15 protein-coding genes and 1 tRNA gene are annotated in these 12,660 nt (G+C 66.3%); 7 read left to right on the forward strand and 9 right to left on the reverse strand.

The genetic code is table 11. The features are described from left to right. Positions 1-12 precede the first annotated feature (12 nt). From LT974_RS03845 to LT974_RS03870, 6 genes are all read left to right on the forward strand, one after another. On the forward strand, positions 13-507 hold the full coding sequence (locus LT974_RS03845) for a DUF1850 domain-containing protein (protein WP_232589345.1): 495 nt from the start codon (positions 13-15) through the stop codon (positions 505-507). Then, a complete protein-coding gene (locus LT974_RS03850; RefSeq protein WP_232589346.1) occupies positions 500-3,229 on the forward strand; it encodes a TRAP transporter permease in 2,730 nt (909 codons plus the stop codon). Before LT974_RS03845 ends, LT974_RS03850 begins: the two co-directional genes overlap by 8 nt. A gap of 313 nt (positions 3,230-3,542) precedes the next feature. Further along, a complete protein-coding gene (locus LT974_RS03855) occupies positions 3,543-3,731 on the forward strand; it encodes a hypothetical protein (protein WP_232589347.1) in 189 nt (62 codons plus the stop codon). A 68-nt stretch (positions 3,732-3,799) separates the two neighbouring features. Next, positions 3,800-4,474 (forward strand): metal-dependent transcriptional regulator, encoded by a 675-nt coding sequence (locus LT974_RS03860; protein ID WP_232589348.1) that lies wholly within the window; start codon positions 3,800-3,802, stop codon positions 4,472-4,474. Next, positions 4,471-5,181, forward strand: coding sequence for a TMEM165/GDT1 family protein (locus LT974_RS03865; protein WP_232589349.1), 711 nt, complete (start codon positions 4,471-4,473; stop codon positions 5,179-5,181). Before LT974_RS03860 ends, LT974_RS03865 begins: the two co-directional genes overlap by 4 nt. Positions 5,182-5,218: 37 nt before the next feature. Next, a complete protein-coding gene (locus LT974_RS03870; protein WP_232589350.1) occupies positions 5,219-5,851 on the forward strand; it encodes a LysE family translocator in 633 nt (210 codons plus the stop codon). Between the two features lie 6 nt (positions 5,852-5,857). On the opposite strand, the gene LT974_RS03875 is transcribed toward LT974_RS03870, so the two are convergent. Continuing rightward, the gene (locus LT974_RS03875) at positions 5,858-6,532 is read right to left on the reverse strand and encodes an HD domain-containing protein (protein ID WP_232589351.1); all 675 of its coding nucleotides are present in this window, start codon (positions 6,530-6,532) and stop codon (positions 5,858-5,860) included. 102 nt (positions 6,533-6,634) lie between these two features. Next, on the reverse strand, positions 6,635-6,943 hold the full coding sequence (locus LT974_RS03880; protein WP_232589353.1) for a hypothetical protein: 309 nt from the start codon (positions 6,941-6,943) through the stop codon (positions 6,635-6,637). 122 nt (positions 6,944-7,065) lie between these two features. On the opposite strand from LT974_RS03880, the gene LT974_RS18010 reads away from it, so the two are divergent. Beyond that, positions 7,066-7,221, forward strand: coding sequence for a DUF7563 family protein (locus LT974_RS18010; protein WP_169793386.1), 156 nt, complete (start codon positions 7,066-7,068; stop codon positions 7,219-7,221). Positions 7,222-7,391: 170 nt separating this feature from the next. Here the strand turns inward: LT974_RS18010 and LT974_RS03885 are convergent, their stop codons facing one another. From LT974_RS03885 to sufB, 7 genes are all read right to left on the reverse strand, one after another. Further along, on the reverse strand, positions 7,392-7,883 hold the full coding sequence (locus LT974_RS03885; RefSeq protein ID WP_332840546.1) for a response regulator: 492 nt from the start codon (positions 7,881-7,883) through the stop codon (positions 7,392-7,394). A 176-nt stretch (positions 7,884-8,059) separates the two neighbouring features. Beyond that, positions 8,060-8,132: transfer RNA gene (locus tag LT974_RS03890), tRNA-Gln, on the reverse strand. Between the two features lie 48 nt (positions 8,133-8,180). After that, entirely contained in the window at positions 8,181-8,828 is a 648-nt protein-coding gene (locus LT974_RS03895; protein ID WP_232589354.1) for an HNH endonuclease, read from the reverse strand. Positions 8,829-8,879: 51 nt separating this feature from the next. Then, positions 8,880-9,314: a metal-dependent transcriptional regulator gene (locus LT974_RS03900; RefSeq protein ID WP_232589355.1), complete on the reverse strand. Its 435-nt coding sequence runs from the start codon at positions 9,312-9,314 to the stop codon at positions 8,880-8,882. 37 nt (positions 9,315-9,351) lie between these two features. Next, positions 9,352-9,846 (reverse strand): ferritin-like domain-containing protein, encoded by a 495-nt coding sequence (locus LT974_RS03905; protein ID WP_232589356.1) that lies wholly within the window; start codon positions 9,844-9,846, stop codon positions 9,352-9,354. A gap of 116 nt (positions 9,847-9,962) precedes the next feature. Further along, positions 9,963-11,219 carry a Fe-S cluster assembly protein SufD gene (sufD, locus tag LT974_RS03910; RefSeq protein WP_232589357.1) on the reverse strand — a complete coding sequence of 419 codons (1,257 nt, stop codon included), beginning with the start codon at positions 11,217-11,219 and terminating at the stop codon, positions 9,963-9,965. A gap of 1 nt (position 11,220) precedes the next feature. Further along, the gene (gene sufB / locus LT974_RS03915; protein ID WP_230891315.1) at positions 11,221-12,651 is read right to left on the reverse strand and encodes a Fe-S cluster assembly protein SufB; all 1,431 of its coding nucleotides are present in this window, start codon (positions 12,649-12,651) and stop codon (positions 11,221-11,223) included. Between the last annotated feature and the right edge of the window lie 9 nt (positions 12,652-12,660).

Consider the following 12,660-nt stretch of genomic DNA (forward strand, 5'->3'; position numbering starts at 1 on the left):
ACAGACGCCCCCATGAGGGGGGCTCGCGTCGCCGTCCTCGTCGTCGCCGTCCTCGCCGTCACCTCGGTTTCGGCAGCCGCAGCCACGCCCGGCGAGACCGCGCTCGTCGTCGAGGACACCGAGACCGGCGAACAGTACCTCGACGTGCCCGTCGAGGAGGGCACCACGGTCGCGCTCGAATACACGCACAGCGTCGAGAAGACCCGCGTGTACGACGGCTACACGGTCCGCGGCGACCGCCTGGAGATGACTCGCATGGAGTTCGAGTCCTACGGCTGGGGGTTGCCCAGCGGCGCGAACGTCACCCGGGAGAACGGCACCTTCGTCTACGACCCACCCGGGAGTACCACGCGGCTGACGGTCGCTCCGGGCCGCGTGGCGAAGCACAAGCTTCACGTCGGCGCTGAAACCTACGACCTCGTAGCGCGGACGAACGCCGAATCGGTCGACATCCACGTCGTCCACCGTTCGGTGTTGGCGGACGTACTCGACAGCATCCATGTCTGAACAACCAACCGACTCCCCGGCAGAGGACGCCGAATCAGTACTTCAGGAGATAGAGCGAAAACGCAGCCTACAGGGGCCGGCAGTGGTCGCGGTCGCCATCATCGGCATCTCCTTTTCCATCTTCCAGATGTGGCTCGCGGCGCGCGGGTCAGAGCTCTCGATTACGCTCCCCGTAATCGGCGAGTTCGTGCTCGCCCAGCTCCAACTCCTCCAGATTAACGCAGTCCACGTGGCGTTCGCGCTCGTGCTCACGTTCCTGTTGTACCCCGTGAGCACGGGCGACGGCCCGGTCGCGCGACGGTGTGTCGCGCTCGCCGCGGCCCTCGACGACCGGCTCGGCGAATCCCACCCGGTGACGCGGGCCGTTCGCCGCGTCGGCGCGTTCCTGAAGTGGGCGGGCGTCGACCCCGACCTCGACCGCGTGGCACCCATCGACGTCGTCTTCGCGGCGGTTTCGGCGCTCACCGCGACGTACTTCATCACCGACTTCGCCGAGATTCAGGAGATGCGGCGGTTCGGGCTCGAAGCCGGCCGGCCCGCCCCCGACGTGTGGCTGGGCTACCTCGACGTGCTCAGCTTCGTGGTGGATCCGCTGGCCTCCGTGCTCGAACCGCTGGCGTTCCTGCTCGGCCCGCTCGCCGACACGTCCTACGCGTTCGTGCTGGGCGTCGTCGGCGTCCTGCTCGTGCTGGAGGCGACCCGGCGCGCCATCAGCCTCTGGCTGATGGTCATCGTCGCGCTGTTCGTCGTCTACGCGCGCTTCGGGTTCTACATCCCGCAGGACGCCGCGTACATCGGCGTGCTCTCGATTCCGTCGTTCTCGTGGCCGGACATCGTCCAGAACCTCTGGTACAACACCGAGAACGGCGTGTTCGGGATTCCGGTCACGGTCTCCGTGCAGTTCATCTACATCTTCATCCTCTTTGGCGCGTTTCTGGAGATGTCCGGTGCCGGCCAGTGGTTCATCGACCTCGCGTACGGTGCCACCGGCACGCGGAAGGGCGGCCCGGCGAAGGCGTCCATCCTCGCCTCCGGCTTCATGGGAACCATCTCCGGCTCCTCCATCGCGAACACGGTGACCACGGGCGCGTTCACGATTCCGCTGATGAAGCGCTCGGGCTACCGCCCCGAGTTTGCGGGCGGCGTCGAAGCCTCCGCGTCCTCGGGCGGCCAGATTCTCCCGCCCGTGATGGGGGCTGCGGCGTTCCTCATCGTCCAGTACACGGGTACGCCGTTCGCCGACGTCATCGTCGCGGCCGCCATCCCCGCCGTCGTGTTCTTCTTCGGCGTCTGGGTGATGGTCCACTTCGAGGCGGTCAAACAGGGCATCGGCGGGCTCGACAAGTCCGAACTCGTGGACATCCGCTCGCACCTCTGGTCCGGGTGGTTCTACCTCCTGCCGCTGGGCCTGCTGCTGTACTACCTCATCATCGAGCGGCTGTCGGTCGCGCGGTCGGCGTGGTTCACGGTCGTCGCCATCGGCGCGCTGCTCGCGCTCGTGGCTGCGTACGGCGACGAGACGCGCGGCCTGCTCGCCGGCGTCTTCACGCTGCTGGTCGGCGGGACGTTCCTCTCGGAACTGCTCGTCGGTGGCAGCATCGTCGCGGCGCTGACCGGCGGCGGCACCGGCGCGCAGTCTGCCGCCGTGGCGTTCTCCGCGGTGCTCGGCGACGTCGGCTGGCTCGCAATCGCGGCCGGGACAATCACGATGCTGGTACGGCCTGGCCTCGACGCGACCGTGCTGAACTACGACGAAGCCGTCGACGACGCCGCGGAGATGACCGCGAGCGCCATCAACCTCCCCGGACTCGCGTCGAACGCGCTCTACCGCTACGGCGTCTTCGTCGGGAAGTCCATGGAGGACGGCGCGCGCACGGCCGTCCCCGTCGTCGTCGCCGTCGCGGCCGCCGGCATCATCCCCGGCGTCATCAGTATCTCCGGGCTCGGCCCGAACCTCGTCGCGCTCATCCGGTCGGTCGCCGGCGGGTCGCTGGTGCTCGTGTTGTTCATCACTGCCGTCTCCTCGATCATCCTCGGCATGGGGATGCCGACGACGGTGACGTACATCATCCTCTCCGTGCTGCTGGCACCCGTGCTGACGCCGTTCGGCGTGCCGGAGCTGGCCGCACACCTCTACATCCTCTACTTCGGAGTGATAGCGGACATCACGCCTCCCGTCGCGGTTGCCGCGTACGCCGCGTCCGGGGTGGCGAAGTCCGACGCCTTCCAGACGGGTATCGAGGCGTTCAAGCTCTCCTTGAACAAGGCCATCGTCCCGTTCGCGTTCGTCGTCACGCCCGGCATCGTGATGCTGCGCCGCAACCCCGGTGAGCTCCCGGTCGGCGACCAGTACAGCGTCGTCGGTACCGCGGACCTGCTCGACCTGAGCTACTCCGTGCCCGAAATTCTGCTCCCCGTTATCGGGGTGTTCCTCGGGGTCATCGCGCTCGCCGCGACCGTCATCGGCTTCGTCTACACGGACGTCGACGGCGTCGACCGCACCGCGTTCGCGGTCAGCGCGCTGCTGCTGATGGCACCGTCGCTGGCGGTCACCGGCGTCTACGACTTGCTCGGGCTGTTCGGCGTCACGACTGGCGGCGTGTCGCTGGTGGTCGACCTCGCGCTGCGCGGCGTCGGCCTCGCCATGTTCGCCGCGCTACTCGCGCGCAACCGCCGCGGGAGCGCCGCCACGCAGCAGGCCGACGCCAGCGGCTCGGCCTGACGCGTCTCCCCCTTCGAACCCTTCTCAGCCGAGTACGTGTAGTCCGGTCTCGTCGTTCGCGCCGACGAACACGCGGCCGTTCCGAACCGCGAAGCGTTCGACTGACCTGGGGACGCCGAACTGTCACTGCACGTCGCCGCTGTCGGCGTCGTACGCGACGACCGTCGAGCGGGGCATATGCGTCATGTCAGCCGCCGCCCACAGGTATCTTGTCCTTCGCTACGTCGCGCTGCGAATCCGGGTGCGCCGCGTTCACTGGCGCTGGGACCGCTCGTGAGGGTTTATCCCTCCCGGGCGTCACGCTCGACTGTTGATGAATGTCCAGTCACGTAACCCGACGGTCTTCGCCGTAGTCGCTGCGTCTGTCTCGGCGGTACTCTACGTCGCGCTCGCCGTCCTCGTTTCCGGCAACGCCTTCGCGGACGCGGCGCTACCAGCCGCCGCGACGGCCCTTGGCGTCGGGTTTGCGACATTCTACGTTCGTCGGGCTGGCGCTCAGTGAGTCGTGACTCGGCGTCAATTCGCCTACCGCCAACTATTTGTTTAGACACGTCTAAAAACGAGTAACGAATGCTCTCAGATGTCATGGAGGACTACCTGAAGGCCGTCTACGCGCTCCAGCGCGAGCACGGCCCGCCGGTCAAGACCTCCGCCATCGCCGACTACCTCGACGTCACGCCCCCGACGGTCACCAGCATGGTCGGGAAACTCGAAGACCGCGGGCTCGTCGCCCGCGAGAAGTACAAGGGCGTCGAACTCACGCCCGAGGGCGAGACGGTCGCGCTGGAAGTGTTGCGCCACCACCGCCTCCTGGAGTCGTTCCTCGCGGACCACCTCGACTACGAGTACGACGAGGTCCACGACGAGGCCGACGCGCTCGAACACCACATCAGCGAGGAGTTCGAGCGCCGCCTCGCCCGGAAACTCGACGACCCCACCGTCGACCCGCACGGCGACCCGATTCCGAGCGCGGACCTCGAACCGCCCGAACACCCCGACACCACCGCGCTCGCCGACCACGACACCGGCGACCGCGTCGTCGTCGCGCGCGTCGACGACCGCAACTCCGAGGAACTGCGCTACCTCACGGACGCCGGCATCGAACCCGGAACCGAACTCGCCGTCCGCGAGCACGCCCCCATCGGGCTGTTCGTCGTCGACGTCGACGGCGAGGCCGTCCACCTCCCGGACCGCGTCGCGGCCGTGATTCGCGTGCGCTCGCTCGACGAGGTGGCCGAAGCGTGACCGGCTTCGCGGAACTCGCTGGCATCGCGTTCGCCGCCCAGTTGGCCGTCTTGCCGGGCGAGAAAGTCCAATTCATCATCGCGGGGCTGTCAACCCAGTACGACCCGAAAGTCGTCGTCGCCGCCGCCACCACCGCGTTCGCCATCTGGACGGCCGGCGAAATCGTCGTCGGGGACGCGCTCCGGAGCGTGCTTCCCGGCGTCTATCTGGACGTCGTCACGGGCGCGCTGTTCTTCGTGTTCGGCGTGCTCCTGTTGCGCTCGATGCCCACCGACGGCAACCCCGGGCCGATGCACAGCGACGGCGGCATCGTCGCGCTCGGCGGTCGCTTCGAGCAAGCCACCATCTTCGGGCGCGCCATCCCGACGTACTTCGGCGGGTTCCTCCCCATCTTCGCGATGATGTTCGTCGGCGAGTTCGGGGACAAGACCCAGCTCGTCACCATCGGGCTGGCCGCCCAGTACGGCGCGGCACCCGCCATCTGGGTCGGCGAGATGGCCGCCATTATCCCCGTCAGCCTACTGAACGCGATGTTCTTCGCACGGTTCTCCCAGAGCTTCGACGCGCGCCGCGCGCACCTCGCGGCCGCCGCGCTGTTCTTCTTCTTCGCGGGGGACGTCGCGCTCCAACTCCTCTTCGACGTCTCCGTCTGGGAGGGCATCGTCGCGTCGGTCGCTCGCGCGCTCCCCGTGTCGCTGGCGGCGTAATCGGCGGCTTTTTCGCGGCCTGCGACTATCTGTAGTCGTGTTCGACGCTGCTGTCTCCGTGATCGCTGGGCTCGCCCTCGGACTGTCGCTCGCCGCGCCGCCGGGCCCGATGAACGCCGTCATCGCCGAGGAGTCCGTGACTCGGGGCTGGCGCGCCGGCTTCTTCGCCGGCCTGGGCGCGATGACCGCCGACGCGTGCTTCTTCTTGCTCGCGCTCGTCGGCGTCGTCGCCCTCATCCAGGACGCCCCGACCGTAGAGACAGTAATGGTCGGTGTCGGCGGCGTGCTCATGCTCTACTACGCGTACGGTGCCTTCCAGGACGCCGGCTCGTTCTCCGCCGCCGAACCCGCCGAGGGCCGCGGCTTCCGGAAGGCGTTCGTGCTCGCGCTCGCGAACCCCTACCAGATGACGTGGTGGCTGACCGCCGGCGTCGCTCTCCTGAACCCCACCGAGATTTCGGCGTTCGGCCTCCAGTTGTCCGCTGGCAACGGCGCGCTCACCATCGCCGGCTTCTTCTCCGGGATTCTCCTCTGGGCCGCGGGGTTCCCGGCGTCGCTGCGCGCGGCCGGCGAGCGCGTCGACGCGTTCGGAAAAGCAGTCGCGTACGTCAGCGCGGGCGCGCTGGCAATCTTCGGCGTCCTCTTCCTGAAAACAGCGGTCGGGCTATGAGCCCGGTTACTCGCGCATTCCCGGTACTTCGGCTTCCAGCCACTCCCGGAACCACCGCACGCGCTTGATGCGTTGGTGGGCGATGGAGTCGGCGGTGTCGCTCTCCACCCGCTCGGCGGCGTTCTCGCCGCGTTCGAGCACGCGGTCGACCATCTCCGCGGCGTCGACGTGCGTGCGCGCCTCGTAGCCCATCCGCAGCAGCATCAGCGCCGCGCCGTTCGCGCCCGCCTTGTCGAGGACGTCGGCCTCGATGAGACACCGCGTCTCCAGCGGGAGTTCCGAGAGGTCGCCCTGGTGGGAGTGGTCGGCGATGGCCGCACACACCTGGTCGACGAACGACGGCGCGAAGTCGCCGTGGGTCTCCAGGTACTTCCGCGCGATGCGCGCGCCCTCGTCGGCGTGCTCCTCCTGCTCGGCTTCGAGTTTGGCGATGTCGTGGAACAGCGCGGCGACGCGGACGACGTCGACGTCCGCGCCCTCCTCGCACGCGATGCGCTCGCCGAGTTCGACGACGTTCCGGATGTGGGTGAAGCGGTACTCCGCGGAGTGCCACGGGTACCACCGCATCCGCCCGCCGTCGTCCTCGTTCTCCACGCTCGCTTCGAGGTAGTCGCGGACGAACGCCGCCATCTCGTCGAACTGCGGCTCGGAGACCGGCGACTCCTTTATCTCGACGCCCACGGTCTCACCTCCGTTGGCCGGCGTACACGTACTGTCATTACTACAACGAAGGCTTGTTTCTCTCTTTAGCCTTTTGCAGGTCTCCCGAGACCGGCCGAACGGTCAGTCGAGGTCGTAGTCGGCGACCGCGGCCTCGCAGTCCCGCATCGCCTCGAAGCGCTCCTCGTCGGGGTCGTCGATGGCGACCGATTCGACCGCCAGCCAGCCGCCGTCGTACACCAACCCCGTCACCCAGTCGTCGGTGCCGAGGATGACGCGCTCGGTGATGACGACGGGCTCGCGGGTGTCGGCCTCGACGGCCTCCTCGCGGTCGACGGGCACCACCAGCGAGAACGCGTCGGCGTGGTTGAGCGCGGTGACTTCCTGCTGTCGCAGCGGGCGGTCCGGCAGCGACTTCAACGTATCGCTCATACGCGCTGGAGGCGGCCGCGACGCTTAGGCCGTTCGCTCTGCGGGCTCCCGAGACCTATTTATTCACGACGTTACAATACACACAAAACATATATACTGGCACTCCATCGCCTGCGAGTGAGATGCCGCTCTGCCAGAACTGCGAGTCGTTCGTCACCAAGGACTACGTTCGCGTGTTCACCCCGCCCGGCGTCGAACAACCCCGCGTCTGTCCGGACTGCCCCGACATGGTGCGGGACGGCGCGGACGTCCGCGAAGCTCGCGCCACCCGGTCGTAGCATCGCCCCGCGACTGCGAGCGCTTCCCTTCTCGCCCTCTTCGACGCCGAACTCGTGCGCCGCCCTCGTCGCCGTGTTCGACGGCGTCCTCAGAACGCTTCGCGTTCTGGGGGTCTGTGGAACCATGTTCCACAGCGTCCTCGTGAGCGTGCGAACGAGGGTTCGTGGAGCTATGCTCCACGGCATTTCGGAAGAGGTTCTCGAACACCTGCTGGAGGCGGTCGCGGTCGCCGCGGACGGCGAATTCGTCGATCACGTCCAGCGTGGCCGACTCGTCGGCGACACGCTCCCAGCACTGCCGCACGACGTCTGCGACGTCGACGTGCTCGCGGTCCGAGACTGCCTGTCCCTCCCGGGCGAGCGTCAGCGTCCCCTCGATGAGCGTCTCCATGCGGTCCAGCGACGCCGCGACCGCTTCGAGGTGTTCGCATGTCGTGCTCCTCGCGGACGGCTTCGAGGAATTCGATGCCGTTCTGCCCCGGCATGTCGAAGTCCGAAACGACGCAGTCGATGTCTTCGTCGGCGAGAATCGAGTGCGCGTCGCTGGCATTCGAGGCGGTCACGACCTCGATGCGGTCGTCCTCGCGTTCGATGAACTCGCCCGCCATCTCCGCGAACCCGGGCCCGTCGTCGACGTGGAGCACGCGGATGGAGTCAGTCATTACCCTGCGTAGGGGCCCGAGATAACGGGTTTGCTGGTCCGCTCGCTTCGAAGCAGGACACCCCTTTAGTTCCTCACGTCGCCGCGAAAATCGCAGTAGCGGGTTCGGTTCGTCGCTCTGCTACTCGGTTCGAAGTAGTGGAGAACGACACCCAAGAAGTGTAAGAAATTTGATAGTAGCCCTGGGCAGATTCGAACTGCCGTCATGGGCTCCAAAGGCCCATATGATTGGCCGCTACACCACAGGGCTGCATCGGGAATTCAGGGTTCCGATTTAATATGTATTGCGAGACGCGGATTACGATGGCGGGAGGAATTCCATGTTTCCGTGTTCGGCGTAGATGTGACAGCTCCTGCAGAGCGCGATGAGGTTATCGACGGTGTGTGCCTCCTGTGGGTCGTCGAACGTCCGCACGGGTTTGACGTGATGGACGTCCGGGTTCTGGCCGAGTTCGTGTGCCGTGGCTCCGCACTTCTGGCAGCGGTAGTCGTCCCGTTCGAGTGCTTTCCGTCGGACTTCTCGCCACCGGCCGTGTCCTTGACGTCTGTTGCATTCGAGGACTATCATCGGTTCGTCGCAGTAGTCACACGTCCGTTCGATTCGTTCGACGTCGACGGTTTCGGCGTATGGAGTCCCGAGGAACTCGTCCGCCTCCTCGACGCACTCCGAACAGTAGACGCCGTCCTTGTTGGAGGGATAGTAGTCGAAGGTGTCGCCGCACTGCTCGCAGTCGGTCGTTTCTTTGGCACCGGTGTAGTTCCCGTTCTTCTCGCCGGTCTCGGCGTAACAGTCGTCGCAGTACGTGCGCCGCGACTTCGGGTCGTAGAACTCGGTCCCACAGTCCGCACAGGTCCGGTTCGGGAGTGGTTCGTCGTGGACTTTCGTGTGGTGCTGGCGCATCCCCCGCTCCGTCGAGAGCGTCTTCCCGCAGGTCGGGCAGTCCATACCGACGCCACGCGCGGACCCGACTAGAAATTTAGCCCACTTAAAGAACAGTCAGTCGTCGGCTTCGATACCTTCCTCGACGAGCAGGCCGCAGGCGTCGGCTTCCGCGTCGAAGCACTCCGGACACTGCGGCTCGCGGTCGATAATCATGTCGAGGCGGTCCGCGACCGTCTCGTCGATGACTGGCTCCAGTTGCCGGGCTTCCGCGCGGAAGTCGTCGACGTCGAGGACGTTCGCGAGGAAGCGTTCGAGGATGCAGTACGTCTGCAGCGCCTCGCGGGCGCGGGCTTCGCCGTCGTCGGTGACGGTCGCGCCCTTGTACTTCTCGTGGGCGACGAGCCCGCGGTCTTCGAGTTTCCCCACCATCTCGTTGACGCTCGCCGGGCTGACGCCGAGGCGGTCGGCGAGCGCGCCGGTCGCCGCCGGGCCGTCTTCGAGCTGCTCGACGAGGAAAATCGTCTTCAGGTACTGGTCGGCAGTGTTCACGCGACACACCTCCGCTGTGGGGTCGGTTGTTCCGTGCTCATGCGCGGGCCTCCATCAGTTTCGCGACCTCTTCGACGCCCTCGGCTTCCGCGTGGCGAATGTCCCGGAGCGTCTCCAGGACGTCCTCGCGGTCGACGCCGAACTCGGCGTCGCTGGCTTCGACGGCGTCGATGAGGTCGTCGTAGAACTTGTACGCGGTCTCCTCGCCGTGGAGCTGGTCGTAGAGTACGCCGTCGAAGTCCTCCGGGCCGGTCTGCCCGTAGCTCCCCGCGACGAGCTCTTTGACGTCCTCGAAGGGGATGCTGTCGGCGTCGAGCGCCTCGACGAGCGATTCGAGCCGGCGGCGGTGTTCGGCGGACTCCGCGCTGGCCTCCGAGAGCAGCTCCTCGATGGCTTCGTCGCGCTCCTCGCCGGGCAGCGACTGGTAGTGCCGGTGCGCGCGGGCCTCCACGACCTCTTCGAGCACGATGCCGATCTGGAGGAGACGCGCGAGCTGGTCGTCGGAGTCGACGCGGGCCGCAACCGAGCTCACGGCGCACACCTCGACGGCGGTACTCCGGTCATACTACTCGTAACTGAGAGAGAAGCGGACTTAAACCGTTCCCTCCGACGACGGCGCGCCAGTGGCCGTCCTCGGAGCGCGAACGCCTACTGCAGGCGCTCGTGGATGCGCGTCTGGAGGTCCTCGCGGAGCTCCTCGACTTCGACTTCTTCGAGCACCGGCACGAAGAAACCCTCCACGAGCATGTCCGTGGCGAGCTGCTCGGGGACGCCGCGATTCTCCATGTAGAACAGCGTCTCCTCGTCGACCTGACCGACGGTCGCGGAGTGGCTGGCTTCGGTGTCGTGGTTGTTGATGATGAGCTTCGGGGAGGCGTCGGCCTCGCTCTCGTCGCTCAGCATCAGCGTGTTCTCGCGCTGGTAGCTGGAGGTGTCCCAGGCGTCTTCGCCGACGTCCTGGACGCCCTCGTACACCGAGCGCGCGTCGTCGTCGATGACGCCGCGCGTGACGAGGTCGGCGGTCGTGTGTTCGCCGCGGTGCCAGACCTTCGAGTCGAGGTCGAAGTGCTGGCCGTCGTGGCCGAAGAACGCGCCGACGATCTTCGTCTCGCTTCCGTCGCCGTTGAGCTCCGTGGAGACGCTCGTCTTCGTCAGGCGGCTGCCGAGGTTCCCCTCGATCCAGTCGACCGTGCTGTAGGTGGTCGCGTCGCCGCGCTTGACGGTGTAGTTGTACGTGTCCTCGTCGAAGTCCTGCAGGCTCCCGTACTGGACGTACGAGTTCTCGCCCGCGTCGACTTCGACGACGCCGGAGTAGTACCGACCGTCGCTTGCGGCTTCGCCGCTCGCGGATTCCGAGGCGCTGCGCGCCTCGCTGTCCTCGCTGGTGTCCTGGCGCTCCAGAATCGTCACCGAGGAGTTGCTCTCGGTGACGACGAGCGTGTAGTTGAACAGCGACCGGGAGGTCATCGACGTCCGAATCGTCACGTCCTCGGCGTCGACGCCGGCGGGCACGTAGACGACCGTTCCGGTCGTGAACAGCGTCGTCGACAGCGCGGTCAGACGGTTCTGCTGCGGGTCGACGATGCTGCCGAAGTGCTCCTCGACGAGTTCGGCGAGGTCGTCGTCCTGCAGGGCCTCGTGGAACGACGCGACTTCGACGTCCTCGGGGCCGACCTGGTCTTTCTGCTCGGTCTGGGTGAGCGGGTCGACTAGCGCCTCGAAGTCGAGGTCTTCGAGGTTCGTCCACTTGCGGCCGGGCGTCTCGATGACGCTCGGGTAGTCGAGGGCTTCGAGCGCGTCGAGGGCGTCCAGTCGCGTCTGGAGCAGCCACTCGGGCTCGTCGTGCTCGTCGGCGAGCTGCCGTACGGTCTCTTCGCTGATGTCCTGGTGCAGTTGGGTGCTCATGTTATCCGAGGCTCCCCTCCATCTCCAGTTCGATGAGGCGGTTGAGCTCGACCGCGTACTCGATTGGCAGTTCCTCCGTGATGGGCTCGATGAAGCCCGCGACAATCATCTGCTTGGCGTCGTCGTCGTCGAGGCCGCGAGACTGGAGGTAGAAGACGTCCTCGTCGCCGATTTTGCCGACGGTCGCCTCGTGGGCGACGTCCACCTTCGACTCGTTGATTTCCATGTACGGCATGGTGTCGCTGGTGGACTCGTTGTCGAACATCAGCGCGTCACACTCGACGGACGTCGAGGAGTTCTCGGCGCCGTCGGCGATGTGGACGAGGCCGCGGTAGTTCGTGCGGCCGCCGTCTTTCGCGATGGACTTGGACTCGATGGTGGACTTCGTGTCGGGCGCGTTGTGGTAGACCTTCGCGCCGGTGTCGATGTCCTGGCCCTCGCCCGCGAACGCGATGGTGATGTGGTTGTCAGTCGCGCCGCGCCCCTTCAGAATCGACGAGGGGTACAGCATCGTCGCCTTCGACCCCATGGAACCGGAGACCCACTCCATGGTGGCGTTCTCCTCGACGATGGCGCGCTTCGTGTTGAGGTTGAACGTGTTCTTCGACCAGTTCTGCACGGTCGAGTACTGCACGTGAGCGTCCTCTTTCACGAAGACTTCGACGCCACCGGAGTGGAGGTTGTGGCTGCCGTACTTCGGCGCCGAACAACCCTCGATGTAGTGGACTTCCGAGCCCTCCTCGGCGATGATGAGCGTGTGCTCGAACTGGCCCATGCCCTCGGAGTTCATCCGGAAGTACGCCTGCACGGGCATGTTCACGGTCACGTCCTCGGGGATGTGCACGAAGCTCCCGCCGGACCAGACCGCGCCGTGGAGCGCCGCGAATTTGTTGTCGCTGGCCGGGACGCACTTCGTCATGAAGTGCTCTTTGACCAGTTCGGGGTACTCCTGCACGGCCTCGTCCATGTTGCAGAAGACGACGCCCTTCTCCTCCCAGCGCTCCTGCATGTTCTGGTAGACGACTTCGGACTCGTACTGGGCGCCGACGCCGGAGAGCGCCTCGCGCTCGGCCTCGGGGATGCCCAGCTGTTCGAACGTGTCCTGAATCTCGTCCGGGAGGTCCTCCCACTCGTCCGCGCCCGAGCGCTTGTCCACGTCGGGGCGGATGTAGGGGACGATCTCTTCGACGTCGAGTTCGGAGAGGTCCGGCTGGCCCGGCCAGTCCGTCGGCATCGGCATCTTCTTGTACTGCTCGAGGGCGCGCAGGCGCCGGTCGAGCATCCACTCGGGCTCGTCTTTGTCGTCGGAGATGAGCCGAATGGTCTCCTCAGTGAGGCCTTTCTCGGACTTGAAGGCGGACTTCTCCTCCTTCTTGAATTCGAATCGGGCCTCGGTGTCGGTTTCTTCGAGGTGGTCTTGGTCTGAGCTCATGATTGTGGT

The sequence above is a fragment of the Halobacterium noricense genome (genome assembly GCF_021233435.1).
Taxonomy (GTDB): domain Archaea; phylum Halobacteriota; class Halobacteria; order Halobacteriales; family Halobacteriaceae; genus Halobacterium; species Halobacterium noricense.